The organism is Actinoplanes sp. SE50/110 (assembly GCF_900119315.1).
Lineage (GTDB): Bacteria > Actinomycetota > Actinomycetes > Mycobacteriales > Micromonosporaceae > Actinoplanes.
Map to the genome: position 1 here is coordinate 8,425,911 of NZ_LT827010.1, position 26,588 is coordinate 8,452,498.

Here is a 26,588-nt window from a genome sequence, read left to right on the forward strand (position 1 = left end):
ACGACCACTCGGCACCGGAAGCGGTCAGAGCGCCTCCTCCGGGATCTCGGTGATCAGGGCGGTCAGGGTGGCCACGTCCAGCAGGTCGGTGGGGCGGACGGTGACCTGCTCGCGAACATAGTGGAAACCGGCCCGGACCCGGGTGATCGGCACCCCGGCAAGGGTGGCCCAGGCGATCCGGTACGCGGAAAGCTGCACCGCGGCGGCCTCGGCCTCGGCTCCGGTGGGGCGGCGGCCGGTCTTCCAGTCGATCACGTCGAAGCGGTCCCCCGGGTCGGCGAAGACCGCGTCCATCCGGCCGCGGATGACCACGCCGCCGATCGTGGTGGCGAACGGGACCTCGACGTCGATCGGGGTGCGGTCCGCCCACTCGCCGGTCAGGAACGCCTCCTGCAGCTCGGCCAGTTCCTCGTCGCCGGCGGCCTGGTCGTCGGCGGCGCCGGGCAGCTCGTCGATGTCGATCAGCCGGGCCGCGCCGAAACGCTGCTCCAGCCAGACGTGGAAGGCGGTGCCGCGCCGCGCGTGCGGCGCCGGGCGCTGCGGGAGCGGACGGCGCAGCGACCGGGCCAGCGACTGCGGATCGCGGCGCAGCACGACCAGCTGCGAGACGGAGAGGTGCGGGGGCAGCGCCACCTCGATCGGGCCGCCGTGGCGGGTGCGTTCGTCGCGTTCGGCGAGCAGCAGTCTCGCCTCGTTGCGCCAGCGGGCGATGTCCGGGTCGGCCGCGGCGGCCACCCGGTCCGCGGCGGCCGCCGCGGCAAGCAGGCCCGCCCGATCGCGCGACGCGGAAACCGTGCCGGACCCATCGGCAGCCTGGAAAGCGGCCGCCGAAGGTGCCGAGGAGACCGCAGGCACGCCGGCTTCGGGTGAGCCGGCCGGCCCGACCGAGCCCGGCCCGTCACCGGACGCCAGAGACTCCGCGGATCCGGCCGGCACAGCGGAGCCGGGAGGCACAGCGGAGCCGGGAGGCACAGCGGAGCCGGGAGGCACAGCGGAGCCGGGAGGCACGGCGGGAGGCTCGTGGCGTACCGCCAATTGATGATCTTGGGAGGAGCGGACCGGGAGCGAACCCGGGCCGGCGATGCCCACCAGATCGGCCGCGAGGCCGGCCCGCGCCGCCACCTCCGGATTCTCCGTGGCCAGGTCGGCGAAGGCGGCCGCGGCCGAAGCGTCCGGGTCGGCGATCATGCGCCGGATCAGGTCGGCGGCCGCGGCCATCGCCGGCCGGCGCACCCCCAGCGGATCCGCCGGCCATTCCGCGGTCGCCACCACCTCCTCGCTCGGGTTCGTCTCCCCGGGCGCCGGCTCAGGCGCCCATTCGGCGATCACCCCGGCGCCGTCCGCGCAGGTCGCACGCACCTCGTCGAGGAAGACCGACGGCCCGCGGGGACGTTTCACCCCGTCGCCCCACCAGTAGCCGGAGCAGAGCAGCAGGCGGCGCGGCCGGGTCACCGCGACGTACGCCAGGCGGCGTTCCTCCCGCTCGTCGTGTTCCCGCCAGGACCGGGCGAACCCGCCGAGCGCGTTGTTCACGTCCTTCTGCTCGACCGCCTCCTCCAGGTCCAGCTCGGGCAGCCCGGACGCGTCGCCGCGCAGCGGGAACGGCAGCACACCGATGCCGCCGAGGTAGTGGTCGGAGGCGCGGACCAGGCCCGGCCAGACGCCCTTGCACAGGCCGGCGACCGAGACGACGTCCCATTCCAGGCCTTTCGCGGCGTGCGCGGTGAGGATCTGGACGGCGCCCTCGACGACGTCGACCTGGCCGGGTTCGAGGCCGCGCTCCTCCTCCTCGGCGGCGGCCAGGAAGGCCAGGAAGCCGGTGAGTGTGCCGGCCTCGTTCTCGTTCACATACCGGGTGGCGGCTTCGCCGAGCGCGTCCAGATGCGCCCGGGCCAGACCGGCGTCCCCGGCCGCCCAGCCGCGGACGGCGACCTCCACGTCCAGCCCGGATGTCCGCTCGATGTCGGCGAGCAGATCGGGCAGCGGCTGGTCGAGGCGCTGCCGCAGGGCGGACAGCTCCCGGCTGAACGCGGCCAGCCGCAGGAAGCCCTCGGTCGAATACTGGTGCGGGGTGCCCAGGTCGGCCATCGCCTCGATCAGGGTGGCGTCGTCGAGCCGGTCGGCCAGCACCCCCTCCGGCTCATCGACCGGCGTCCGCGCCGCCGCGATCGCCCGGGACCGCCGGTGCAGGGCGACCAGGTCGCGCGGGCCGATCCGCCAGCGGGCGCCGGTCAGCAGCCGCAGCAGCGACGCGCCGTCGGTCGGGTCGGCCAGCACCCGCAGCGTGCACACCACGTCGCGGACCTCGGGCGTGTCCAGCAGCCCGCCCAGCCCGACCACCTCGACCGGCAGGCCGCGCGCCCGCAGCTCCTCCTCCAGCACCGGAATCTGGCTGCGCACCCGGACCAGCACCGCACTGGTCGGGCGGCGCTCCAGCGGAATCTCCTCCGGCAACGCCTTCGGCATGCCGGCGGCGATCCGCCAGGCGGTCAGCATCTGGTCCGCGATCCACGAGGCCTCTCGGGCGTACGTCGGTAGCAGCGCACAGGTGACCGTCCGGCCCCCGACCGCCTCGGCGACCCGCTCCGCCGGCTGCAACACGCCCACCTGGGCCCGCAGCGGGGCCGACAGGGTGTTCGCCACCCGCAGGATCTCCGGGCGGTTCCGCCAGCTGCGGGTCAGGCTGTGCACCCAGGCGGGGTGGCCGCCGGAGTCCGGGAACTCGGTCGGAAAGCGTTCCAGGGTGCCGGCCGAGGCGCCCCGCCAGCCGTAGATGGACTGGCACGGGTCACCGACCGCGGTCACCGGATGCCCGCCGCCGAACAGGTTGTTCAGCATCACCACCTGGGCATGGCTGGTGTCCTGGTATTCGTCGAGCAGGACGACCCGGTACCGCCCGCGTTCGATCTCGCCGACCTCCGGATGGTCGCGGGCGACGATCGCGGCCCGGGACATCTGGTCGCCGAAGTCCATCGCCTCCAGGTCCAGCTTGCGCTGCTCGTAGAGGCGCACCAGGGGCAGCAGGGTGAGCCGGTGCTGCTGACGCCGCAGCACCTCGGACACGTCCTTGTACATCCGCCCGGGGAAGGATTGCAGCTCGGCGAAGAACCGGCCGGTCCACGCGGCCAGGTCGTCCGGGGAGCGCAGATGCTCGGCCAGCTCGGCGGAGAGCGACAGCACGTCGTCGGTGACCGTGCCGGGGGCGCGGTTCAGCCCGGTCATCTCCCCGGTGTACGCCCGGACCAGCGAGTCGACGATCTGCCAGCGGGCCGCCTCGGTGAGCAGCCGGGCGGACGGCTCGAACCCGCCGCGCAGACCGTGCTCGGTGACGATCCGGGCGGCGTACGAGTGATAGGTGGAGATGGTCGCCTCGCCGGCGAACCCGTCGTCCCGCCCGATCCGCCGGATCAGCTGGCCGAGCCGGGTGCGGACCCGGTGCGCCAGCTCGCCGGCCGCCTTGCGGGTGAAGGTCAGGCCGAGGATCTCGCCGGGATGCACGTAGCCGTTCGCGACCAGCCAGACCACCCGGGACGCCATCGTCTCCGTCTTGCCCGAGCCGGCGCCGGCCACCACCAGCAGTGGCTTCATCGGGTACGCGACGATCGAGGTCTGTTCCGGGGTGGGCGGCGGCAGCCGGAGCAGGCCGGCCAGGTCGGCCGGGGTGAAGCGGGGGCCGGCGGCGGCTCTCACGACTGATCCTTCGGTGGCTCCACGACCTGGCGACCCTTCCCGGAGACCGGGCAGCTGGTGCGCACCGGGCAGACCCGGCAGCGGCTGTTCGCCACCGCCGAGAACGTGGCAGCGGCCATCGTGTCCGCGGTGCGGCGCACCATCTGGTACGCCCACTGCGGGTCGGTGGCCTCGGTGATCGGCACCTGCATCTGCTCCCGGGCATCCTTGCCCGGGCCGAGCTGGACCAGGGCGGCGCCCCCGCTGTCGGTGCCGTAGTCGGCGAACGCGCCCGCGTCCACCGCCGCCTGATAGCCGGCCAGCTGCGGGTTCTCCGCCACGTCGGCGGAGAGCGCGGTGGACTTGCCGGTCTTCAGGTCGATCACCACGAGCCGGCCCGCCTCGTCGATCTCCAGCCGGTCGACCCGGCCGGTGAGCTGCACCGGACGGCGCTCGTCGGCCAGCCGCACGGTGAACTCGTGCTCGATCGCCAGCAGCCGGCGCGGGTTCGCGGCCAGCCAGCGCAGCAGTTTGTCCACCATGGCCTCGGCGCGTTCCTGCTCCGGGCCGGCCATCCAGCGGGCGGCCAGCTCGATCGAGTCGAACCGGGCCGACACGTACTCGACCAGCCTCTCCCGGTCGGCGTGCGCGTCCTCGGCCAGCATCGCGGCGGCGTGCACCAGGTTGCCGATGCCCTGCGCCGGACCGGCCGGGGGCGCGCCGCCGTGGCGTTCCAGCAGCCAGCGCAGGCTGCAGCGGAGTGCGCTCTCCATCGCCGACGGGGTGACCTTGACCGGCTCGCCGTCGTCGACCAGCGGCCGGTCGTCGGAGAGCGGTCGCAGGCCCCACCACTCGTCGGGATGGGCACCGGGCACGCCGGCGGCCGCGAGGCGGGCCAGCTCGGCCGCCGCTGCGCGCCGGCGGCTGGGCGTCTCTCCAGAAGCGACCACGACCGTACGCAGTTCCGCTACGAGCGCCGCGAGCGTGAGCGCCCGGGGTGCCCGCCCGACCGCCAGCTCGCCCTCACCGTCACCGTCCTGCCCCGCCGCACCGTCCTGCCCCGCCGCACCGTCACCGTCCTGCCCCGCCGCACCGTCCTGCCCCGCCGCACCGTCACCGTCCTGCCCCGCCGCACCGTCCTGCCCCGCCGCACCGTCACCGTCCTGCCCCGCCGAACCGTCCTGGCCGGCTTCGCCGCCCGGCGCCGCTGCGTGCTGCTGCGCCGCATCGCCGTCCCGCGCCGCACCGCTCTCCCCCGCACCACCATCCCGGGCGGCACCACCGTCCCCTGCCGTACCAACATCCCGCGTGGCACCGCCGTCCCGGGCCGCACCACCGTCCCGCATCGCGTTGCGGTCGTCGCCGTCAGCCCCGTTGCTCTCGCCCGGCACGGTGTCCGGATCCGGCGGGAAGTCGTCGTCGGCCGGCCCGGGATCGTCGGGGTCGGTCGGCTCGGGAGGCAGCGGCGGCCCCGGATCGTCCGGGTTCGTCGATCCGGGCGGCAGCGGCGGGCCGGCTCCGGGGTCGCCCGGGCGCGGCCCCGGAGCCGCCAGCTCGGTCAGGAAGCGGCTCGGCTGCTCCTCGATCGCCGCGCCCCCGCTGCTCGCCGAGGCCACCGCGGTGACCACCAGCCGGCGGCGGGCCCGGGTGGCCGCCACGTAGAACAGGCGGCGCTCCTCGTCGAGCAGGGCGGAGGTCTGCGCCACGATCGCCTCCGAACCGGTCGCGGGCCGGCCGGCGGCCGCGTCGACCAGACGCTCCGAACCGAGCAGGCTGCCTCGCAGCCGCAGGTCGGGCCAGATGCCCTCCTGCACGCCGGCGATCACCACGACGTCCCACTCCAGGCCTTTCGCCGCGTGCGCGGTGAGCAGCCGGACGGCGTCACCCCGATCGGCGCTGGGCGCGATGGTGTCGGCCGGCAGATCCTGGCCGAGCACATGCTCCAGGAAGACGCCGACACCGGCGCCGGGCAGCCGGTCGACGAACCGGGCGGCCGCGTCGAAGAGCACCACCATGGCGTCGAGGTCACGGTCGGCGGCCTCGGCACGCCACTGTCGGGCCCGGCCGGACTGCGCGGCGTCCGAGGGGCGGCGGTTGCCGGTGCTCATCGCGTACCACCGGTCGGCCAGGCCGCTGGCCCGCCACACCGTCCACAGCACGTCCTCGGCCGAGGCGGCCGGCGCGGCGGCGGCCGTGCGGGCCACGGTCAGCAGCCGGGCGATGGTCTGTGCCGGGCGGGCCCAGCGGCGTTCCACCAGGTCGAGACCGGCGGGGTCGCGCACCGCGTCGACCAGCAACTCTCCGGAGGGCCGCCGATCCCCGGCGGCCAGCGCGAGCGCCCGCAGCCCCTGCCGCAGCCGCCGCTCGGCGAGCGGGTCGGCCCCGCCCAGCGGCGAGTGCAGCAGCGCGACCGCCGCTTCCTCGTCGAGCCGCTCCGGATCCAGCGCGCACCGCAGCAACAGCAGGAACGGCGCCACCGCGGGCTGCAGGTGCAGCGGCAGATCCTCGGCATGGATCACGGTCGGCACCCCGGACGCGGCCAGCGCCCGCTGCACCGACGGCTGCTGCAGGGTCGCCGACCGCATCAGCACGGCCATCCGCGACCAGGGCACCCCGTAGAGCAGATGCGCCTCCCGCAGCGCGTGCGCGATGAACGCGGTCTCCGCCGCCGGCGACCGGAACGTCCGCACCACCGCCCCGGCCACCGGCCCGTCCGCCGAGATCCCCGCCTCGGGAACCGGGCCCGGCCCCGCGGCCGGCACCCGGGCGGCCGGGACCCCGTCGACCGGAGCAGAGCCGGCCGCGGCCGGCTCCGAGGCCGCCGGGACAGGCCCCGACACCGAGCCGGAACCAACCGCCGCCGACTCAGAGACCGCCACAACAGGCCCCGACACCGCGCCGGAACCAACCGCCGCCGAGTCGGAGGCCGCCACGACGGGACCCGGGGCGGCGGAGCCGGAGACCGGGGCCGGGGCCGCAGAGCCGGAGACCGGGGCCGGGGCGGCCGGAGGCGGTGGGAACATCGGCCGGTGGGCGATCGGCCCGCGCATCCGCCGGGCCACCCCGGACGTCGCGCTGAGCAGGGCCGGCGCCGCCCGATAGTTGGTGTGCAGGGCGACCGTCGGGGCCGGTGAGCCGTCCGGCCCGCGGAAACGGTCGGGGAAGTGTGCCACCACCTCGGGGTCGGCGCCGCGGAAGCCGAAGATGGACGAGTCCGGGTCGGCGAAGGCGACCAGGGGTTTGCCGCCGCCGGCGACCTGGGCGAGCAGGTCGATCTGGGCCGGGTCGGTTTCGGCGAGCTCGTCGACGAAGACGTGGGCGAGGCGGCGGCGCTCGGCGGCCAGCAGGTCGGGCTCGTCGGTGAGCAGGCCGGAGGCGGCGCGGACGAGCTCGGCCGGGTCGTAGGCGACCGAGCCCCGGGTGGTGGCGTCGCGCAGGGAGAGGACCTCGACATATTCCCGGAGGAAGCGGGCGGCGGCCGACCAGTCGTCGCGGCCGAGCCGGGTGGCGTAGCCGGCCAGCTCCAGTGGGCCGAGGCCGCGCTCGGCGGCGCGCTGCATCAGGTCGCGCAGCTGCTGGGCGAAGGCCCGGGTGGGCAGGGCCGGGCGCAGCGACTCGGGCCAGCCGATGGTGTCGGCGGCGTCCTCGTCCTCGACGACGGCCAGCAGCTCGCGGATGATCAGATCCTGCTCGGGACCGGTGAGCAGGCGCGGGGCCGGCTCGCCGCGCTCGGCGGCGGCCCGGCGCAGGAGGCCGAACGCGTAGGCGTGGAAGGTGCGGACCAGCGGCTCGTGGACGATGCGGCCGGGCACGTCGGCGACCCGGGCCTCGATCCGGTCGCGCAGCGTGGCGGCGCCGCGGCGGCCGAAGGTCAGCACCAGGATCCGCTCCGGGTCGACGCCCTCGGCGATGCGGGCGGCGACCGCCTCGACCAGCGCGGTGGTCTTGCCGGTGCCGGGGCCGCCGACGACCAGCAGCGGACCGCGGGTGTGCGCGGCCACCCGGGTCTGGACCGGGTCGGCGCGCAGCTCGGGCGCGGCCGGGCGGGGACGCCGGACCAGGCGGTAGTCGGGCCGGCGCACCGGGGAATGGGGGGCCGGCGTGCTCACGGCATCTATGAGAGCACGCCGGTACGACGTTTCCGGGAGCCCGGGTAAGCGCCGTCACTCCGCGGGCGCCACCAGGAGGGTCTCGATGACGTCCAGCGCCTCCGGCACCGACCGGGCGACCCGCACCGTCTCCATCGCCCCGGGCCGCACGAACCTGGTCGCGACCAACCCGGTCAGCCAGCCCAGCAGACCGTCGTAGAAGCCGTCCGGGTCGAGCACCACGATCGGCTTGCGGTGCACCCGCAGCGTCGCCGTCGTCCACACCTCGAACAGCTCGTCCAGCGTGCCCAGCCCGCCGGGCAGGGTGAGGAACGCGTCCGACCGCTCGATCATCAGATTCTTCCGGGCACCCATGTCGTCGGTGACCAGCAGCTCGTCCGAGGCGGTGTCGGCCACCTCCCCGTCGACCAGGCACTGCGGGATGACGCCGAGGGTGTGCGCTCCGCCGGCCCGGGCGCCGTCGGCGACCGTGCCCATCATGCCGACCCGGCCGCCGCCGGAGACCAGGGTGTGCCCGCGCTCGCCGAGCGCCCGGCCGGTCTCGGCGGCCAGGTCGAGCCAGCGTTGTTCGACGGTGTCGGCGGAGCCGCAGAAGACACCGATCGCGGCCATCAGTCGGCTGCCTGGGCCGCACCGGCCGCCACGATGATCCGGACCGCCTCGGTGACGTCGTCGGTGACCTGGATCAGGCCCAGGTCGGCCTCGCTGATCTTGCCGTCGTCGAGCATCCGCCGCTTGATCCAGTCGAGCAGGCCGCTCCAGTAGTCGACGCCCATCAGGATCACCGGGAACCGGGTCACCTTGCGGGTCTGCACCAGGGTGATCGCCTCGAACAGCTCGTCCAGCGTGCCGAATCCGCCGGGCAGCACCACGAACGCCTGCGCGTACTTGACGAACATGGTCTTGCGGACGAAGAAGTAGCGGAAGTCGATGCCGATGTCGACCCAGTCGTTGAGCCCCTGTTCGAAGGGGAGTTCGATGCCGAGCCCGACGGACATTCCGCCGGCCTCGGTGGCGCCCCGGTTGGCGGCTTCCATCACGCCCGGCCCGCCGCCGGTGATCACCGCGTAGCCGGCCTCGGCGAGGGCCGCGCCGAGCCGGGTGGCCAGTTCGCACTCGGGGCTGTCCGGCCGGCTGCGGGCCGAGCCGAAGACGCTGACCGCGGGCGGCAGGTCGGCCAGCGTGTCGAAGCCCTCGACGAATTCCGACAGGATGCGCAGCGCGCGCCAGGCGTCCTTGGTCTTCCACTCACCGCGATGGTGCGAGTCCAGCAGTTTCTCGTCGGCGGTGCTCGGTGGCACGGCGTCCCGACGCAGCGTGACCGCACCTCGATGACGCTGCGGCGCGGCCGGTGGTCGCTCGTTGGTGCTCTCCGTCATGCGTCCAAGGTAGTGCGGACGGCCAGTACCCGGTGAATAACGGGCTGCGTTTCGGCAAGAGGATTGCGACGCGGAGACCTTTTTGCCAGATTGAAGCAACGGACGGTAGCTCTGGTGCGTCTATACAGTTACCGAACCGCGTCCACACGGCAGGCACGGCGCCCGGAACAGGGTGTCCCGGCGAGAGGGCGGCCACCGTGACGAACCGATACGAGCGCCTCCGGATGCACCGTCGCATGCAGCGGCGGATCCAGCTGGTGGTGGAGCAACGCCGCATCGCCTTCGCGGCGCAGGCTGCCGATCCGGCCGCCGACCCGGAGGCCACCATGGAGATCACGCTGCCTCAGCGGGCGATCGGCCGGGCCGTGATCAGCCACTAACCGGCGAGCCACCGGTGCAGGGTCGCGGCGCTGTCCCGGATCTGGCCGATCTCGACGTGCTCGTCCGGCGCGTGGGCGAGCGACGGATCGCCCGGCCCGTAGTTGAGCGCCGGGATGCCCAGCGCCGCGAAGCGGGCCACGTCGGTCCAGCCGAGCTTGGCGGCCGGCGCCACCCCGACCGCGGTGAGGAATTCCCGGGCGGCGGTCGCGTCCAGGCCGGGCAGCGCCCCGGGGGCGGAGTCGGTGACCGCCAGGTCGAAGCCGGCGAACACCTCGTTGAGGTGGTCCAGGGCCTGTGCTTGCGACCGGTCCGGCGCGAACCGCAGGTTGACCTCGACCGCGCACTCGTCGGGGACGACGTTGCCGGCCACGCCGCCGGTGATCCCGACGGCGTTCAACCCTTCCCGGTACGTGCAGCCGTCGATCGTCACGGTCCGCGGGTGGTAGGCCTCCAGCCGGCGCAGCACCTCGCCGGCCGCGTGGATCGCGTTCACCCCGCGCCAGGCCCGGGCGGTGTGTGCGCGGCGCCCGTGGGTGCGCACCAGCGCCCGCATGGTGCCCTGGCAGCCGGCCTCGACCACGCCGTACGTCGGTTCCAGCAGCACCGCGAAGTCGGCTCGGAGCCATTCCGGTTTGCCGGCCGCGACCAGGTTGAGCCCGTTGAACTCGTGCTCGATCTCCTCGGCCTCGTAGAACAGGTAGGTCACGTCGTACGCCGGGTCGGGCAGCGTGGCGGCCAGGTGCAGCGCCACGGCCACCCCGGATTTCATGTCCGCCGTCCCGCAGCCGTAGATGAGGTCGTCGACGACTGTGGACGGAAAGTTGCCGTTGATCGGCACCGTGTCGAGGTGACCGGCGAGCACCACGCGCTGCGCGCGACCCAGGTCGGTGCGGGCCAGCACGGTGTTGCCGACGCGGTCCACGGTGAGGTGACCGGCCTCGCGCAGCACGTCCTGCACGCAGTCGGCGATCACCTTCTCGTCGCGGGACACGGAGGCGATGTCGACCAGGGCACGGGTCAACTCGACCGGGTCGACCAGCACGTCCGGGGTCAGCGGGTTGGCCATGTGCGCACCATACAAGGCCGTCCCGAGCACCGGACGCACCCGATCAGGGGCCTCCCCGCCTAGTAGGGTTCATGCCGTGGATACCGCGATCTCGACTTCGCCCGCGTGGGGCATCGGCCTGGCCACCGTGACCGCCGACGGGCAGGTGCTGGACACCTGGTTCCCGGCCGGTTTCCTGGGTCTGGGTGAGGAGCCGGCCGAGGCGCCGGCGCTGCCGGCCGGGCTGACCGGCCCCAAGCTGCTGCCCGGCCTGGCCACGGTCGAGGTCCGCGCCACGGTCAAGTCGCTGGCCGAGCCGATCGCCGACACCGCCGAGGCCTACCTGCGGTTGCACCTGCTCTCGCACCGCCTGATCCGGCCGAACGAGCTGAATCTGGACGGCATCTTCGGCCTGCTGGCCAACGTCGCCTGGACCTCGGCCGGCCCGTGCCCGCCGGACCGGGTCGACGAGCTGCGCTTCCTGGAGCGGGCCGCCGGCCGGCACCTGGCCGTCTACGGCATCGACAAGTTCCCGCGGATGACCGATTACGTGTCGCCGAGCGGGGTCCGGATCGCCGACGCGGACCGGGTCCGGCTGGGCGCGCACCTGGCGCCGGGCACCACGATCATGCAGGAGGGATTCGTCAACTTCAACGCCGGCACGCTGGGCACCTCGATGGTGGAGGGTCGCATCGTGCAGGGCGTGGTGGTGGGTGACGGGTCCGACATCGGCGGTGGTTCGTCGATCATGGGCACCCTGTCCGGCGGCGGCAAGGAGAAGGTCCGGATCGGCGAGCGCAGCCTGCTCGGGGCGAACGCGGGCGTCGGCATCTCGCTGGGCGACGACTGCGTGGTCGAGGCCGGCGTCTACATCACCGCCTCGTCGAAGGTGTCGCTGCCGGACGGCCGTGTGGTGAAGGCCATCGAGCTGTCCGGTGTGAGCAATCTCCTGTTCTGGCGCAACTCGGTCTCCGGCGCCCTGGAGGCCCGCCCGCGCAAGGGCACCGGCATCGAGCTGAACAGCGCTCTGCACGCCAACGATTGAGAGATCAACGGCGCTCATCCGGTACGCAGTGAGCTGACGGCCGCCTCGCGAACGGCGGCCGTCAGCGTGTTCAGCAAAGCCGACTCGATGCGCCAGTACTGCCAGTACAACGGCACATCCAGGAACCTGTCCGGAAACATCTGGACGTATTCTCCGGAGTCCAGCAGGGCCCGGGCGTTCTGCTCCGGCACCGTTCCCCAGCCCAGCCCCAGCCGGATCGCCTCGTTGAAGGCCGCCGCCGCCGGCACGTAGTGGACCACCGGATCGCGCGGCGTCAGCCCGGCCAGTTCCAGGAACCGGTGCTGCAGCCGGTCCTTCCGGTTGTAGATGATCATCGGAGCGGTCGCGAAGTCCACGCCGGGCGCCGCCACCGCGAGATACCGCATCGCGCCGAGCTCCTCGACCCGGCAGCCCTGGACCGCCACGTTCTCCGCGGTGACCGCCGCCATCACCGTCCCGGACCGCAGCAGGTCGGCGGTGTAGTCCTGGTCGTCGGTGTGTATCTCGAAGGTCGCGCCCGGCACCCGGGTGAGCACCGGCATGAACCAGGTGTTCAGCGAGTCGGCGTTCACCACGATCGACACCCGGGTCCCGCCGCGCGCCTGCGCCAGCGCCTCCCGTTCCAGCAGGGCCACCTGTCCGGCGAACCGGACCAGCGCCTGGCCGGCCTCGGTGGCCGTGCACGGTTTGGCCCGTCGCACCAGCACCTGCCCGACGGCCCGTTCGAGTGCCTTGATCCGTTGGCTGACCGCCGATGGGGTGACGTGCAGCACCCGCGCGGCCGCCTCGAACGAGCCCTGCTCCACCACGGCCTGGAAGGTCTGCAGCTGTACCTGGTCCACGATTAAGTATCGCTAATCCATCCTGAAATTCTTTAGCTGGAGTTCAGCCGATCGGGAACCGTAGCGTCGGGATCGTGCTCACCTCCGCCGTGGCCGGCTTTGCCGCTTCCGCCGTGCTGATCATCGCGATCGGCGCCCAGAACGCCTTCGTCCTGCGCCAGGGCCTGCGCCGGGAACACGTCCTGCCGATCGTCCTGACCTGCGCCCTCTCCGACGTCCTGCTGATCTCCGCGGGCATCGCGGGCCTGGGCGCGATCATCGCCGCGCAGCCGCGACTGGTCTCCGCGATCCGCTGGATCGGCGCGATCTTCCTGCTGGCGTACGCGGTTCTCGCCGCCCGCCGGGCGCTGCGCCCCACCGGCAGCCTCGATCCGACCGGCCGCGCCCCCGCCACCCTGCGCGCCACGCTGCTCACCTGTCTGGCCTTCACCTACCTGAACCCGCACGTCTACCTGGACACCGTGCTGCTGCTCGGCTCGGTGGCCCAGCAGCACGCGCACCGCTGGTGGTTCGGGGTGGGCGCCGCGCTGGCCAGCCTGACCTGGTTCACCGCCCTCGGCCTGGGCGCCCGCCGCCTCGCCCCGCTGCTGGCCCGCCCGAACGCCTGGCGGGTCCTGGACGGCGCGATAGCTCTGGTCATGGCGGCCCTCGGCGGCACACTGTTGCTCCAGGCTTGACCCTCGACCTGGTCGAGGCCCCAGGGTCGGCGGGTGTGAGGAGTGCGATGCGGACGATCGGTGCGGCGGCCCGGGCCAGCGGCCTGACGGTCAGCGCCCTGCGGTTCTACGACAGCGCGGGCGTGCTGGTCCCGGCCGTGGTCGACCCGGACACCGGCTACCGGCGGTACTCGGCCGAGCAGATCCGGGCGGCCCGGCTGATCGCCGGGCTGCGCCGGGTCGGGATGCCGGTCGCCGAGATCAGCCGGGCGGTGGCCGACCTCGGGCACCCGGACCGGGTACGTGATCGGCTGGACGCCCACCTGGCCCGCCTGGAGGCCGGCCTGGCCGACGCCCGCACCGAACTCCTCCGCCTGCACACCCTGCTCGACCTGGAGGAGCACCTGATGACCCGCATCACCCTGTCCGCCGCCGACCTGCGGGCCACGCTGGCCGCGGTCCGGTTCGCCACCACCGACCCGATCCCCGGCACCCCGTTCCCCGGGGGAGTCCTGCTGGAGGCGGCCGACGGCACGCTGACCCTGGTCGCCACCGACCGCTACCGGCTCGCGGTCGCCGCGACCCCGGCCGCCGTCGAGGGCTCACCGGCCCGCCACTATCTGCCGCTGGACTTCGTCGACCGGCTGCTGGGGCTCACCACCGGCACCGTCACCCTCGACGTCGACGACGACTCGCTGCGGGCCACGGCCGGCGATCTCGACCTGCGGGCCGCCCCGGTGGCGGCCGACTTCCCGGATTACCGCCGGCTCGTTCCCGGGCCCGGTCGCCGGATCGGCGTCGACCCCGCCGAGCTGCGCGAGCTGCTGGCCGACGCGCCGGAGGTGCACCGGGAGCACGACGGCGCCACCTACCCGGTGACGATCCTGGCCGAGGACCCGGACGGTGGCCTGCGTCTGGCCGCCGAGTCGGAGTGGTCCACCGACGCCGGGCGGCACGTGGCGGTGAACCGCGAGTTCCTGCTCCAGGCGGCCGACGCGGGCGGCCCCGGCCAGCTGCTGCTGGAGCTGGACGGGCCGGTCCGACCGCTGATCATTCGCAGTGCCGCCGATGAATCCCGTTTCTCCCTGCTCATGCCGGTCCGCGGCTGACTGTCGGCCGCGTTGAGTCGCGGATTGAACACGGTTCAGCCACGACTTCCGTGAACGCTGAGACCATCGCGACTTTGAGCGCACGCTCTGGTTACCGTCGGCGTGTGCGCAGCAGCCCGCCGGATGACGACCTCAACACCGCGGCGGCCGGCTCGTCCCTGACCGGGTGGGAGTTCGCCTGGCTGGACGGGCTGGCCGTCGCGGCCGAGCCGTCCTGGTCGTACGTGGAGATCGCCCGCCCGCTGGTGCGCCCGGCCCGCAGCCTGCTCGACCTGGACACCGGCGGCGGCGAGCTGCTGGCCGAGCTGGCCCCCCTGCCGGCGTGCACGGTGGCGGTGGAGAGCTGGGCCCGCAACACCCCGATCGCCCGGGAGCGGCTCGCCCCGTTCGGCGTCGAGGTCCTCACCGAGCTGCCGGCCGGCGAGGACGAGTTCGACGTGGTGCTCAGCCGCCATGGCCGGCTGCCGGCCGCGGACATCGCCCGCCTGCTCAAGCCGGGCGGTGTGCTGCTCACCCAGCAGGTCGGCAGCGACGACCTGGCCGAGCTGAACGACGCGCTCGGCGCCCCGCCGCCACACCCGCGCCGGTGGGACGCCGAGGTCGCGGCGGCCGCCCTGACCGCGGCCGGGCTGCGGGTCACCGACGTGCGCGAGGAGCATCCGGCACTCGCCTTCCGCGACATCCGGGCGGTGGTCCACCATCTGCGCACCGTCCCGTGGCAGGTGCGCAACTTCAGCCCGCAGCGATACGAGCGCGAGCTCGCCCGCCTGACCGCGGTCATCCGGGCCCGCGGCGAGTTCACCGCGCGGGCGCACCGGTTCCTGCTCCAAGCTCAGCGGCCGACAGAAGCATAGGGCGAAAGCCTCTTTCAGGGGAACGCTCCGGTGATCGGCTTACCCCATTCGGGGCAAACGACCGACATTTCCTTTCCAAAACTTCACGTCTCAACCATCCCGGCAGCCCTCGACGGACCCGTTCCGGCCATGTGAGCCGCATTCGGGGTTGAGCCGGACGCCTCGCTCTGCCACGCCGGATCGACGCAGGTCACACCCGGTCCCGGCGGCAGCCGACGGTTACGGTTCCCGCGGCTTCTGCCGCTTTGTTAATGCTTGCGGGGTACGTCCAATGGACATCCGGGCTGGGCAGATCATCCGTAACAGCCCGGCTGGAATACCTATCGTCGCGCCTGGGCGGGTCAGCCATCTTTGTCGCAGCGCCGGGACGCCGAAAGCGGGCACCGGCCACACCCAGTCAACGATGCGCCCGCCGCTCCCGTCGCTCCGCAACCGCCGGGGACCGCGCGCTCGAACCCCGTTCCAGGAGGAACTTTCCCATGCGCAAGATGACCAAGCGTTCCGCCGTTGTCGCCTCCGCCGTCGCCGTGGCGGTCGTCGGAGCCGGAGCCGCCTGGGCCGCCTGGACCCTGACCGGCACCGGCTCGGCGACGGCCCGCGCCGGCGACGTTCAGACCCTGACCGTTTCCGGGGTGTCGTCCACTCCGCTGGTTCCGGGCGGCAATGCCGACGTCAAATTCCACGTCGTCAATCCGAACGCCTTCCCGGTGTTGATCAACGGCATCCACTTCTCGAACATCACGGCATCTGGCGACTGCAACGCCGGCAGCGTGACCGCGGTCAGCACCGCGCCGCTGCCCACCGCTGCTGGCGCTCTTGAGCTCGCCGCGAAAGATACCGTCGGGGGCGGCGACAAGAAGGACATCACCTACGCCGGGTCGCTGCACATGAGCAACGCCGCGACCGACGACTGCGTAGGCGCGACGTTCACGTTCGACGTGCTCCTGGACGCCAAGAGCAACGCGGCAGCCTGACGTCGGTGGGGCCGCCTGGCAGGCGTCCCCACCCCCTTTCCCGAGACAGGAACGGCACCTTGTTCGGATCATCGCTGCGGGCCAGGCCCGTGATCGTCGTCGCGGTCGTCGCCGGGCTGATCGTCACCGGCGGCGTGGCCTGGGCGCAGTGGCGCCTGTCCGGGTCCGGGAAGGCGAGCGCCACCGCGGGGACGGTCACCAACCTTCAGATGACGGCGCAGCCCCTGCCGAATGCGCCGCTGTACCCCGGGAAGCGGACCGCGCTGTCGGTCACCGTGCACAACGGCAACAGCTTCCCGGTGCTGGTCACCCTCATCCAGGCGGGCTCCGGGCCGGTGACGGCAGACGCCGCGCACCGGACCGCCGGATGCCTCACCACCGGCGTCTCGCTGATCACGCCGGCGCTGGCGGTGTCCTGGCCGATCCCGGCCAGGGCGGACGAGACATTCCGGGTGTCGAACGCGGTCACGATGACCAACGCGTCGGACTCGGCGTGCCGTGGGGCGACGTTCACCATCCCGCTCGCCGCGACCGGACGCAGCAATGCGGCCTGAGCGGATCCGGAGTCTGCCGTTCCGGAACGGCAGACTCCGCAGCGGGCAGTGGTGGGCGGCGGCCGCCGGGGTGGTGTTCGTCTGCGCCGGGGTGGCGGCCGCGGTGCGGGCACCCGAGCCGGAACCGGTCTCCCGGGACACTCCCGTCTTCGGGATCCGGGCCGACTCGGTGAGCGGGCTCTACCCCGGGGCCGTCCGGCGCAGCCGGGTGACCCTGCTCAACCCCTATCCCTATCCGATCGTCGTCCGGTCGGTCGACGCGCAGGTCGCATCGACCTCCCGGCGCCGGTGCCGGGCGTCGGCCCGGAACCTGCGGGTCGAACGGTTCCACGGGCGGCTGCCGGTGACCGTCCCGGCCCGGGGACGAGCCGTCGCCGGAGAATTCGAGGTCCACATGCCCGGAACGGTCGACGACGCCTGCCGGCGGGCGACCTTCCGGCTGACCGTCACCGGCACCGCGAGGACGGTGGGCCGATGAGGCGCCGGACCGCGCTCGCCCTGATGGCGACCATCGTGGGTGGGGCGATCGCGGCCGGTAGTGGGCTGACCGCCTGGGCCACCTGGGCGGTCAGCGCCACGCCGGCCACCGGCACGGTCCGCGCCGAACGGATGCCGGTGGTGCGCAACCTGACCGTCATGTTCACCGGCGGAAAGCTGACCTTCGCCTGGGACCGCACCACCTTCGCCTCCGGGGCAGCGGTCGGCGGCTACCGGGTCTACGCCTCCGGCGGATCCGTCCCGGTCTGCTCGACCACGGCGCTGAGCTGTGGATTCGCCCCGCAGGGCAAGCCGCAGGGCACGTTCGTGGTGCGGGCCTGGGCCGGCGGGTGGGTCGGCGACGACAGTGCGCCCGTCACGTACGTACCGGGCAAGAAGACCGTGACCGGCGCCGCCGGGGTAGCCGCGCAGCCTCCGGTGACCGGCGGGACACCCGGCGCTCCGGCGCCGCAGGCGACGGCCGAAGCGGCCGCGACCACCTCGCCGGCCGCCGCCCCGGTGGCGAAGGCACCGGCGACGGCCCCGGACAGCAGTGCCCCGGTAGCGGCCGGCACGCCCGCGACGGTCGAGTCGGCGGCCTCGCCGCAATAGCGCACCAAGGCTCGACGGACGCGGATTTGAGTGCGCGGGCACACCTCGCTAGGAGTGCATCAGTGCAGCTCATGGGCGTGTCACGCAGCAACATGGACGGTGCGGCAGCGACCCTGGAGAGTGACCGATCCCTCCGCCGGGGTAAACCGGTTGGGTAGATCGTTCCGATTTATGCGCCTAACACGGCGGACGGAAAACCGATCACATCGGACATCTCTATCAGGGAACGTTGTATGAACGCCAGCCCGGCCTTTTCCACCGGCGTCCGAGGAGGAACGAGCCGCATGCCCCGTCCGAGTGATCCGACCGCGGCCGGCGCCTCCGGTGCGTCCTCATGATCCGGCGGGACGTGCTGACGTCGCAGGGGGGCACCCCACCGGAGGGGCGGATCGAACTGTCCGCCGCGGACACCGAGGAACCGACCTGGGAGGTCCGGGCACCGCGGAAACGGCGCTTCGACCGGCGATCCCGGACCATTCTGGGGGTGGCCGCGCTCGCCGCGATCCTCGCCAACGCCGGGGCGGCCTGGGCGTACTGGAAGATCACGCAGCCCCGCCAGGTGGCCGGAGCGGGGCCGGTCGTGGTCGACATGGTGCTGCGCGGGCGCACCGACCTCAACCAGATCCTGCGGCCCGGCACCACCGGGAACCTGATGGTGACCGTCACCAACGACAAGACCGTGCCGATCCGGATCACCTCGATCACGGTCGGCCCGGGCGCCGTGCTCGCCGACCCGGACCACCGTGGGGCCGGCTGCACCGGCGTCGCGGTGCAGGTGAACCAGGCGGCGTTCCGGGTCTCCTGGGAGGTGGCGCGGAACACGATCGGCGCCTTCACCCTCGACGACGCGCTGACCATGCCGCGTGACGTGCCGAAAGCCTGCGCCGGGGCGACGTTCACGGTGCCGCTGCGGGCGAAGGGCGTGCAGCGCTGATCAGGGCGTGTTCCGGGGTGGCGGATCGCCGGCGTCGGCGGGCGTGTTTCGGGGTGGCGGATCGCCGGCGTCGGCGGCGTGTTTCGGGGTGGCGGATCGCCGGCGTCGGCGGGCGTGTTTCGGGGTGGCGGATCCCGGTCATTCATTCGGGCATGACCAGGATTTCGGTAGTGACCGGCGCGAGTGGTGGCATCGGGCGGGCGGTCGCCCGGCGGCTGGCGGCCCGGGGTGACACCGTCGCCCTGCTGGCCCGCGGCGAGGAAGGACTCGAAGGGGCGGCCGAGGACGTCCGGCGAGCCGGCGGCAAAGCGCTGACCATCCCCGTGGACGTGGCCGACTACCAGGCCGTCGACGCCGCCGCGGAACGCGTGGAGAAGGAACTCGGGCCGATCGGGCTGTGGGTGAACGACGCGTTCTCCAGCGTGTTCGCGCCGTTCGTCGAAATCGAGATGCCGGAGTTCGTGCGGACCACCGAGGTGAGCTACCTGGGGTACGTGTACGGCACCCGGGCCGCGCTGTCCCGGATGCGCACCCGAGACCAGGGTGTGATCGTGCAGGTCGGGTCGGCGCTGGCCTACCGGGGGATCCCGCTGCAGAGCGCCTACTGCGGCGCCAAGCACGCCATCCAGGGCTTCACCGAGTCGCTGCGGGTCGAACTGCTGCACGAGAAGAGCAACGTGCACGTCACCATGGTGCAGATGCCGGCGGTGAACACGCCGCAGTTCGGCTGGGTGCTGTCCCGGCTGCCGCGCAAGGCACAGCCGGTACCGCCGATCTATCAGCCGGAGGTGGCGGCGCGGGCCGTCGAATACGCGGCCGACCACCCGAAGCGGCGCGAATACTGGGTGGGCGGATCGACCGCGCTGACCCTCGCGGCGAACGCGGTGGCGCCCGGCATCCTCGACCGGTACCTGGCCCGGACCGGGTTCAAGGGCCAGCAGACTGACCAGAAACGGTCACCGGATCAGCCGGTGAACCTGTGGGAACCGGCCGACGAGAACCGGGACGCGGGGGCGCACGGGGCCTTCGACGACCGCTCCAGCGACCGCAGCGCCCAGCTGTGGGCCTCCCAGCACCACGGGCTGCTCGCCGCGGTCGGCGGTGGCCTCCTGGCCGCCGGCGCCGCCTGGGCCCTGGGCCGCCGCTGACCGACCGCGCGCCGGCCCCGGCACGCTGCCCGCCCGAACACGCCGGCCCACACCGCGCCGCCCACCCGGCACGCCGGACGACCGACGTCGCCCACCCGGCACGCCGGACGACTGACCCCGCCCACCCGGCACGCCGGACGACCGGCCGCCGACCCCCCGCTACGCGCACGGCGGCACGTGCGGCGGGCCGGCCTGCGGTTTCGCCTTTGATCTGCTCTTGCGCTCTAACCGCGCCCCACAGCGGATGTGGAAGGGTGCGGCGATCGTCATGGACGCGCCAGCGGCCAGATCGCCGCACCCGGTGCGGCGGGAGCAGCGATCAGTGATGGGCCGGAGCGCACGACATCTGCATCATGAATTTGATCTTGAAGTTCCAGAATTCGATGGTGACTTCGCGCTCCGGCTCGGTTCGGTGATCAGGCGTCGGCCCTGGGGCGGAAGTGTTCGATGTCGGACGGGTCGACGATGACCGCGCTGTGCAGCACCGCCCGCGCGCGACGCGTCGCCGCCTGAGCGATCTCCACATCCCTGCTCGCCGCCTCGATGCCGTCGGCGATCACCTTCGCGGTCGCGTCCCCGTAGGTCCGCGCGTCGTGCACCTCGCGCTCGAAGATCAGCGCTGCCTCGTGCTCCCACAACCGCCCCGCCCGCGCCTCGTTGCGCTCGTAGGCGTTCCCGCGGGAGGCGAACTTCAGCCCGATCGCGGCGCAGTCCAGTGCCACCATCAGCAGCGCGATCCCCAGGTAGTACACGCCGACGCCCCAGAAGTCCGCGCGGACCAGGTGCCACATCGCGGCGGTCCGCGCGCCGAAACCGGCATCGCCGCGGACGGCGTCGGCGTTCGCCGTCCGCTCGGCGTCGAGCAGCGCGGTGAGCCGGGACTGCTCGGCGGCCCGGGCCGCGCGCTCCGGACGCTGGTCGCGCTGCAGGCCGGCGGCCTGCCGATCGAGCGCCGCGGCCTGCTCGTCGAGAGACCGGGAGCGATGGACCAGATGGTCGCAGAAACCCTTGCGCGGGCAGCCGGGGCTGTGGGTGACACCGGAGCCGGCCGAGTCGGCGAGCGCCTGGCGGTACGTGTCGCGGGCGTCGCGGCGCTTCCCGGCAGCCCGGTCGGCGAGGGCGCGGACCGCCGCGTCGTCGTTCTCGGTGTCCGAGCGCAGCTCGGTGAGCCGGGCCCGGTAGTCGGCCACCGCGCCGCCCGCGTCGAGCCGGCCCAGCTGCGCGCTGTGCGTCTCGGCGAGCCGGGCGTCGATCTCGCCGCGGTACCGGGCGAGCATCAGCGGCTCGGTCACCAGCAGGGCGAACAGCAGCGCGAGGGCGATCCGGCCCAGATACAGACCGAGGTGGGGGCGGCGTAGCAGATGCTCCGGGTCGGTGGAGTCCAGCTGGTCGAAGCTGATCGGGACCCGGCCGACGACCGCCCGGTCGTAGGCCACCACACCGATCGCGACGAGCGGACCGACCAGCCACTGGAACCAGGGATGCCGATAGCCGCTGCCGGCGTCGATGAACGCGGCGCCGCCGAGGGTGGCGTACACCGCGTAGAGCAGGATGAAGACGCCGATCGAGCGGTACAGGACGCGGTCCGAGTGGGTCGTCACGCTGCGCGGATTCACATTCGCCACCCGCAGCAGCAGATGCCCGAGGCCGGTGCGCATGCGGTCGAGTCTGGCCGACCGGGGCGTGCCGCGTGCCCGGAACACTCAGATCGGCAGGGCCGGCTCGCTGATCGTGACGGTGACCCGGACCCGGGCGTGCACGGTCTGCAACGCCGGCTCCAACTCCAGGCCGGCCGTCTCGCTCATGGCCCGGGCTCCGGCGACCATCATCGGCGTTCCCTCGGCCGTCGGGACGTCGCTGATGTCGATCAGCCGGTCGATCCGGGAGCCGACGGCCGCGGCGTACTCCGCGGCTCGGGCCAGCGCGTCGGTGACCGCCGCCCGGCGGGCCTCGGCTCCGGCCCGGCTGCCCGGGCGCAGCTGCCAGTACGGCCCGGAGACCGAGGTCAGCTCCTCGCCGGCGAGCCGGAGGAGCAGGTCGCCGAGGACGGTGAAGTCGGTGATCAGCACCTGGGTGCCGATGCTGCCGTGATACTCGGCGATGCCCTCGCCGCGCCGCCTGGTCTGCGGGTGGACCTGAACGCCGGCGGTCTCCCGGCGTTCGATGGCGGCGGCGAACCGGTCGAGGACCACCGCCACGGCCGCCGACCGTTCGGTGAGCCGCTGCAGGACCGCTTCGCGGTCGCGTCCTCTGGCCACCGTGTGAACGTGCACGGTGGCCAGCTCCGGTGGCACCTCCCGGACCGCCTCGCCGGTGGCGACGACGGTCGGGAGGCGCTCGGCCATCAGAGACCCTCGGCGAGCCGGTCGGCGGCCGTGGCCACCCGTTCGTCGGTGCCGGTCAGCGCGACCCGCACATGCTGGGCGGCGGACGGGCCGTAGAACGCGCCCGGCGCGACCAGGATGCCGAGGCCGGCCAGGCGGTCGACGGTCTGCCAGCAGTCCTCGCCGCGGGTGACCCACAGGTAGAGCCCGGCCTCCGAATGGGTGATCTCGAAACCGGCCTTGAGCAGGGCGGCCCGCAGGATCTCCCGGCGTGCCGCGTAACGCTCCCGCTGGACGACCACGTGCTCCTCGTCGGTGAGCGCGGCGACCATGGCGGCCTGCACCGGGGCCGGCGGAATCATGCCGGCGTGCTTGCGCACCGCGAGCAGGTCGGCCACCAGGGCCGGATCACCGCCGACGAACCCGCCCCGGTAGCCGGCCAGGTTGGACCGCTTGGAGAGCGAGTGGACGGCCAGCACACCGGTGTAGTCGCCGCCGGTCACCTCGTCGGCCAGCACCGACACCGGCTCGGACTCCCAGCCCAGCGCGTGGTAGCACTCGTCGCTGGCCACCACCGCACCGCGCTCGCGGGCCCAGGCGACCACCTTGCGCAGGTGGTCGACGGGCAGGACCCGGCCGGTCGGGTTGGACGGCGAGTTGATCCAGACCAGTTTCACCCGCCGCGGGCCGGCCGCGGTGAGCGAGTCGGAGCGGATCACCTCGGCGCCGGCCAGCCGGACGCCCACCTCGTAGGTCGGGTAGCAGACCTGCGGGATCACCACCGCGTCGCCGGGGCCCACGCCGAGCAGCGTGGGCAGCCAGGCGACCAGCTCCTTGGAGCCGATGGTGGGCAGCACGCCCAGCTCACCGGAGGCGCCGCAGGCCCGGGCCAGCCAGCCGGCGATCGCGGCGCGCAACTGCGGCGTGCCGGCGGTCAGCGGGTAGCCCGGGGTGTCCGCGGCGTCGGTCAACGCCTGCCGGATGACCTGCGGGACCGGGTCGACCGGGGTGCCGATCGACAGATCCACGAGTCCGCCCGGGTGGGCGGCGGCGCGGCTCTTGGCCGGCTCCAGCAGGTCCCAGGGGAAATCCGGAAGAGCCGACGCCAGAGCGCTCAGTGTGCGTCCCCGCGCGGCGGCTGGGCCAGCACGAACGGGGTGTCCTTGTCGATCTTGCCGACCTTGGAGGCGCCACCGGGCGAACCGAGATCCTCGAAGAACTCGTAGTTCGCGCTGGTGTAGTCCTTCCACTGCTCCGGGACATCGTCCTCGTAGAAGATGGCCTCCACCGGGCAGACCGGCTCACAGGCCCCGCAGTCGACACACTCATCGGGGTGGATGTAGAGCATCCGGTTGCCCTCGTAGATGCAGTCGACCGGGCATTCCTCGATGCATGCCTTGTCGAGAACATCGACGCAGGGCTCAGCGATGATGTAGGTCACGGGTCTTTCCCTTCGAAGCCACGCCGCGGGAACCGCCGACGACAAATGCAGAGCCTAGTATTCCCGCCGAAGGAGGTAACACGTGCTCCGACAGCAGGATGTGGGACACCGGGTGGTGGTACGGCGCATTGTAGGCGTATCCGGGGATCGGCCGCTGTACACGGATGCGCTGGGTGAGCTCGTCGACCTGACCGAGACCGAGATCACACTCGCCACCGACAAGGGAACCCTGCGCGTCCCGCTGCGCGAAGTACACCGGGCCAAGCGGGTGCCGCCGGCCCGTCGGCCGCACGCCGCCGCGGTGATCGCCCTGGAACTCGCCGCCGACGCGGCGTGGCCGGCACCGGTCCGCGGCCGGCTGGGCAACTGGCTGCTGCGCGCGGCGGACAACTGGACCGGCCGGGCCAACTCGGCGCTCGCCGTCGGCGACCCGGACCGGCCGCTGGAGGCCGCGATCGACGCGGTCGAGCAGTGGTACTCCGACCGCGGCCAGCGCCCGCTGATCAACACGCCGTTGCCGCTGGCCGCCCCGGTCACCGCGATGCTGGACGAACGCGGCTGGGGCAGCCGGCCGCTGACCCTGGTGCAGACCGCGGCGCTGGCGCCCATCCTGGCCGCCCCGGCGGGGGACGGCCTGCCGCCGGTCGGGCTGGCCGACTCGGCCGGCGACGACTGGTACGCGATGGTGGCCGAGCACAAGGGCCGGTTGCCCGAGGCCGCGCTGCGGATCCTCAACGGCGTGCCGGACCGGGTCTTCGCCCACGTCCGGGACGCCGACGGGGAACTGCTCGCGGTGGCCCGGGGCGCGGTCACCGGACCGGAGCGCTGGCTCGGCGTGTCGCTGGTGCAGACGGCGCCGGCCGCCCGCCGGCGGGGCCTGGGGCGGCACGTGGTGCGCGGGCTCGCCCAGTGGGCCGTGCAGCGCGGCGCGACCCGGGCGTACCTGCAGGTGGAGGAGCGGAACACGGCCGCGGTGGCGTTGTACGGCCGGCTCGGCTTCAGCACCCATCACACCTATCTGACCCGGGAGGCGCCGGCCGCCTGAGTCAGCGGCGGACGACCCGGCGCGGCTTGACCGTGCGCTGCCGGCTGTACGCCTGCAGGGAGCGGGAGCGGTAGTCCCTGGCCAGGGTCACGGCGACCCAGTAGCCGACCACCGCGCCGGCGATCGCGCAGCCGCTGTAGAGCCAGATCTGGGCGAAGAAGTCGCCGCCGCCGTTGGCGAACGGCTCACTGCCGCTCAGGAACGGGCCGAGCAGGACGGTGAGGAGCATGCCGGCCAGCGCGCCGAAGCCGACGTCGGGCAGCCAGTCGCTCGGCCGCCGGCGCTGGCACCAGACGAAGACCAGGCCGCCCAGCAGGACCGCGAGCGCCGCGAACATCACGATCGAGCCGCGGTTCTGCGCGGTGTCCGTGCCGTCGGCGCCGAACCGGACGACGAGCCGGGTCACCGCGTTGATCGCGAACAGGGCGATCGCCAGCACCGTGATCCGGAACCAGCGCTGCTGCCTCATGAGTCCTCCTGGAAAACGAACCGTGGCCGGGATCGTAGCGCCGGGCGAACCCGCGGTGCTCGATCTCCGGCCATCTTCGCGGATGGCGCGCGGCGCGATCCGCAACGAGAGCTGTGAGTCAGCTGTCAGTCGGTTCGCTCTCCGGCCGCACCGGCTCCTTCACCGGCTTCATGATCATCCGGTACGCGTAGACCGCGAACGCCAGACTGCCGGCCAGGATCATCACCAGTGCCACCCAGTTGTCCCCGCCGAGCAGATAGTCGCCCTCGGCGGTCCGGGTGCCGGCCGCGCCGAGCACCAGCAGTGTCCACAGCGCCCACGGCACGCCGATCGCCCAGGGCCGCTCGACCGTGGTGACGGCGAACCAGGCCAGCGCCAGGTTGGCCGCGACGGTGACCGGGATGGCGAGCCCGATCAGCTGGCCGGTGCCGGTCCACACGTCGAACTCGCCGTGGAACAGCCCGGTCACCCCACCGACCCGGAGCACGCTGAGCACCAGCTCGATCACGGTGACGACCAGGGTGGCGGCGACCGAGACGACGACGCCGGTGACCCGGAGCGTCATTCGCCGGCCACGTCGAGGCCGGCGAACAGGTCGCTCTCCCACCTGTGCGGGCCCCCGCCCGGGCCCCGCTCGCCCTTGACCAGCGTGTAGTACTCCACACCCATGAACTCGCCGCCGAAGTCGCCGGCCATCCCGTACAGCCAGGAGTTGTCCGGGATCTGGGTGGCGTGGGCGCGCATCGCGGCGGTCTTGCGGGCGTAGTGCTCGGTGCCGTCGATCCGGGCGGCGATCTCCTCGTCCGGCGTGCCGAACGGCAGATCCTCGACACTGTCCACGTCGGCGAACGGATTGCTCTCCGACTCGCGGAACGCCTCCATGCCGTCGCGCAGCACGCTCAGCGGCTGGGCCGTCCAGTAGATCTTCGCCGGGCCGTCGGCGCCGGCCAGCTCGGCGGCGCGCATCGCGACCCGGTGCGCCTGGATGTGGTCGGGGTGACCGTAGAAGCCGTTCTCGTCATAAGTGATCATGACCTGGGGCCGGATCTCCCGCATCACCTCGACCAGGTGCGCCGCGGCCTCGTCCAGGTCGGCGCCCCAGAACGCGCGCGGATGACCGTTGGTCGCCAGACCCATCATCCCGGAGTCCCGATACCGCCCGGGGCCGCCGAGCATCCGGCGGTCGGCGACACCGAGCGCGTCGCAGGCCCGCTCCCACTCGACCAGGCGCCAACCGCCGAGCTGGTCGGCCTGACCGGCGGCCAGTTGGGCCAGCTCCGGGACGTGGATCTCGCCCTCCTCGCCGAGGGTGCAGGTCACCAGCGTCACGTGGGCACCGGTGGAGGCGTAGTGGGCCATGGTGGCGCCGGTCCCGATCACCTCGTCGTCGGGGTGGGCGTGCACCAGCAGCAGGCGGCGCGCGGGCAGCGAATCACGTGCGATCACGGCCGATACTGTACGCGCGACCACCGACAGGTTCGCCCGGCGAGCCCACCGTTCACCGGCGCGAGCCCGCCTTGA

General features: G+C 73.2%; 25 protein-coding genes. 12 read left to right on the forward strand and 13 right to left on the reverse strand.

The window, feature by feature from the left end; translation table 11 throughout:
- Nucleotides 1–24: 24 nt before the first annotated feature.
- The 4 genes from ACSP50_RS37570 to ACSP50_RS37585 all read right to left on the reverse strand — a co-directional run bounded on the left by ACSP50_RS37570 (nt 25) and on the right by ACSP50_RS37585 (nt 9,157).
- A complete protein-coding gene (locus ACSP50_RS37570; RefSeq protein WP_014694565.1) occupies nt 25–3,690 on the reverse strand; it encodes an ATP-dependent DNA helicase in 3,666 nt (1,221 codons plus the stop codon).
- Nucleotides 3,687–7,730: a UvrD-helicase domain-containing protein gene (locus tag ACSP50_RS37575; protein WP_369793978.1), complete on the reverse strand. Its 4,044-nt coding sequence runs from the start codon at nt 7,728–7,730 to the stop codon at nt 3,687–3,689. The genes ACSP50_RS37570 and ACSP50_RS37575 overlap by 4 nt, the downstream gene beginning before the upstream one ends.
- 102 nt (nt 7,731–7,832) lie before the next feature.
- Nucleotides 7,833–8,390, reverse strand: a complete 558-nt coding sequence (locus ACSP50_RS37580) for a TIGR00730 family Rossman fold protein (RefSeq protein WP_014694567.1) — start codon at nt 8,388–8,390, stop codon at nt 7,833–7,835.
- Nucleotides 8,390–9,157 (reverse strand): TIGR00730 family Rossman fold protein, encoded by a 768-nt coding sequence (locus ACSP50_RS37585; RefSeq protein WP_014694568.1) that lies wholly within the window; start codon nt 9,155–9,157, stop codon nt 8,390–8,392. The genes ACSP50_RS37580 and ACSP50_RS37585 overlap by 1 nt, the downstream gene beginning before the upstream one ends.
- Nucleotides 9,158–9,354: 197 nt before the next feature.
- Between ACSP50_RS37585 and ACSP50_RS37590 the strand changes: the two genes are divergently transcribed.
- On the forward strand, nt 9,355–9,537 hold the full coding sequence (locus ACSP50_RS37590) for a hypothetical protein (RefSeq protein ID WP_014694569.1): 183 nt from the start codon (nt 9,355–9,357) through the stop codon (nt 9,535–9,537).
- On the opposite strand, the gene dapE is transcribed toward ACSP50_RS37590, so the two are convergent.
- Nucleotides 9,534–10,604: a succinyl-diaminopimelate desuccinylase gene (gene dapE / locus ACSP50_RS37595; protein WP_043516296.1), complete on the reverse strand. Its 1,071-nt coding sequence runs from the start codon at nt 10,602–10,604 to the stop codon at nt 9,534–9,536. The two genes, ACSP50_RS37590 and dapE, sit on opposite strands and share 4 nt — an antisense overlap.
- Nucleotides 10,605–10,680: 76 nt before the next feature.
- Between dapE and dapD the strand changes: the two genes are divergently transcribed.
- Nucleotides 10,681–11,628: a 2,3,4,5-tetrahydropyridine-2,6-dicarboxylate N-succinyltransferase gene (dapD, locus tag ACSP50_RS37600; protein WP_014694571.1), complete on the forward strand. Its 948-nt coding sequence runs from the start codon at nt 10,681–10,683 to the stop codon at nt 11,626–11,628.
- A gap of 14 nt (nt 11,629–11,642) precedes the next feature.
- On the opposite strand, the gene ACSP50_RS37605 is transcribed toward dapD, so the two are convergent.
- Nucleotides 11,643–12,473: a LysR family transcriptional regulator ArgP gene (locus tag ACSP50_RS37605; protein ID WP_043512959.1), complete on the reverse strand. Its 831-nt coding sequence runs from the start codon at nt 12,471–12,473 to the stop codon at nt 11,643–11,645.
- A gap of 71 nt (nt 12,474–12,544) precedes the next feature.
- Here ACSP50_RS37605 and ACSP50_RS37610 point away from each other — a divergent pair, with 71 nt between their 5' ends.
- The 9 genes from ACSP50_RS37610 (at nt 12,545) to ACSP50_RS37650 (ending at nt 19,788) form a co-directional block, all read left to right on the forward strand.
- Nucleotides 12,545–13,147 carry a LysE/ArgO family amino acid transporter gene (locus ACSP50_RS37610; protein ID WP_014694573.1) on the forward strand — a complete coding sequence of 201 codons (603 nt, stop codon included), beginning with the start codon at nt 12,545–12,547 and terminating at the stop codon, nt 13,145–13,147.
- A gap of 47 nt (nt 13,148–13,194) precedes the next feature.
- Nucleotides 13,195–14,235: a MerR family transcriptional regulator gene (locus ACSP50_RS37615; protein ID WP_014694574.1), complete on the forward strand. Its 1,041-nt coding sequence runs from the start codon at nt 13,195–13,197 to the stop codon at nt 14,233–14,235.
- A 104-nt stretch (nt 14,236–14,339) separates the two neighbouring features.
- Nucleotides 14,340–15,089 (forward strand): class I SAM-dependent methyltransferase, encoded by a 750-nt coding sequence (locus ACSP50_RS37620; protein ID WP_014694575.1) that lies wholly within the window; start codon nt 14,340–14,342, stop codon nt 15,087–15,089.
- Between the two features lie 488 nt (nt 15,090–15,577).
- Entirely contained in the window at nt 15,578–16,063 is a 486-nt protein-coding gene (locus ACSP50_RS37625; protein ID WP_155123722.1) for a hypothetical protein, read from the forward strand.
- A 59-nt stretch (nt 16,064–16,122) separates the two neighbouring features.
- Entirely contained in the window at nt 16,123–16,617 is a 495-nt protein-coding gene (locus tag ACSP50_RS37630; RefSeq protein ID WP_014694577.1) for a hypothetical protein, read from the forward strand.
- Nucleotides 16,607–17,095, forward strand: a complete 489-nt coding sequence (locus tag ACSP50_RS37635) for a hypothetical protein (protein WP_014694578.1) — start codon at nt 16,607–16,609, stop codon at nt 17,093–17,095. The genes ACSP50_RS37630 and ACSP50_RS37635 overlap by 11 nt, the downstream gene beginning before the upstream one ends.
- Complete coding sequence (locus ACSP50_RS37640) at nt 17,092–17,706, forward strand: hypothetical protein (RefSeq protein ID WP_014694579.1); 615 nt, start codon at nt 17,092–17,094, stop codon at nt 17,704–17,706. Before ACSP50_RS37635 ends, ACSP50_RS37640 begins: the two co-directional genes overlap by 4 nt.
- A 349-nt stretch (nt 17,707–18,055) precedes the next feature.
- On the forward strand, nt 18,056–18,640 hold the full coding sequence (locus tag ACSP50_RS37645) for a hypothetical protein (protein WP_231956798.1): 585 nt from the start codon (nt 18,056–18,058) through the stop codon (nt 18,638–18,640).
- A gap of 152 nt (nt 18,641–18,792) precedes the next feature.
- Nucleotides 18,793–19,788, forward strand: coding sequence for an SDR family oxidoreductase (locus tag ACSP50_RS37650; RefSeq protein ID WP_043512961.1), 996 nt, complete (start codon nt 18,793–18,795; stop codon nt 19,786–19,788).
- Nucleotides 19,789–20,204: 416 nt separating this feature from the next.
- On the opposite strand, the gene ACSP50_RS37655 is transcribed toward ACSP50_RS37650, so the two are convergent.
- Genes ACSP50_RS37655 through fdxA form a run of 4 tightly spaced genes read right to left on the reverse strand, consistent with a single transcriptional unit; the run spans nt 20,205 to nt 23,553 of the window.
- Entirely contained in the window at nt 20,205–21,446 is a 1,242-nt protein-coding gene (locus tag ACSP50_RS37655; RefSeq protein ID WP_014694582.1) for a DUF4407 domain-containing protein, read from the reverse strand.
- Between the two features lie 45 nt (nt 21,447–21,491).
- Nucleotides 21,492–22,133, reverse strand: coding sequence for an SIMPL domain-containing protein (locus ACSP50_RS37660; protein ID WP_014694583.1), 642 nt, complete (start codon nt 22,131–22,133; stop codon nt 21,492–21,494).
- The gene (gene dapC / locus ACSP50_RS37665; RefSeq protein ID WP_043516301.1) at nt 22,133–23,230 is read right to left on the reverse strand and encodes a succinyldiaminopimelate transaminase; all 1,098 of its coding nucleotides are present in this window, start codon (nt 23,228–23,230) and stop codon (nt 22,133–22,135) included. The genes ACSP50_RS37660 and dapC overlap by 1 nt, the downstream gene beginning before the upstream one ends.
- Nucleotides 23,227–23,553: a ferredoxin gene (gene fdxA / locus ACSP50_RS44495; protein ID WP_014694585.1), complete on the reverse strand. Its 327-nt coding sequence runs from the start codon at nt 23,551–23,553 to the stop codon at nt 23,227–23,229. The genes dapC and fdxA overlap by 4 nt, the downstream gene beginning before the upstream one ends.
- 82 nt (nt 23,554–23,635) lie before the next feature.
- On the opposite strand from fdxA, the gene ACSP50_RS37675 reads away from it, so the two are divergent.
- Entirely contained in the window at nt 23,636–24,598 is a 963-nt protein-coding gene (locus tag ACSP50_RS37675; RefSeq protein WP_014694586.1) for a GNAT family N-acetyltransferase, read from the forward strand.
- A gap of 1 nt (nt 24,599) precedes the next feature.
- Here the strand turns inward: ACSP50_RS37675 and ACSP50_RS37680 are convergent, their stop codons facing one another.
- The 3 genes from ACSP50_RS37680 to mshB form a co-directional block, all read right to left on the reverse strand.
- Nucleotides 24,600–25,067, reverse strand: coding sequence for a hypothetical protein (locus ACSP50_RS37680; protein ID WP_014694587.1), 468 nt, complete (start codon nt 25,065–25,067; stop codon nt 24,600–24,602).
- Nucleotides 25,068–25,185: 118 nt separating this feature from the next.
- Nucleotides 25,186–25,632: a hypothetical protein gene (locus ACSP50_RS37685; RefSeq protein ID WP_014694588.1), complete on the reverse strand. Its 447-nt coding sequence runs from the start codon at nt 25,630–25,632 to the stop codon at nt 25,186–25,188.
- Nucleotides 25,629–26,513, reverse strand: a complete 885-nt coding sequence (gene mshB, locus ACSP50_RS37690) for an N-acetyl-1-D-myo-inositol-2-amino-2-deoxy-alpha-D-glucopyranoside deacetylase (RefSeq protein ID WP_014694589.1) — start codon at nt 26,511–26,513, stop codon at nt 25,629–25,631. Before mshB ends, ACSP50_RS37685 begins: the two co-directional genes overlap by 4 nt.
- Nucleotides 26,514–26,588 lie beyond the last annotated feature (75 nt).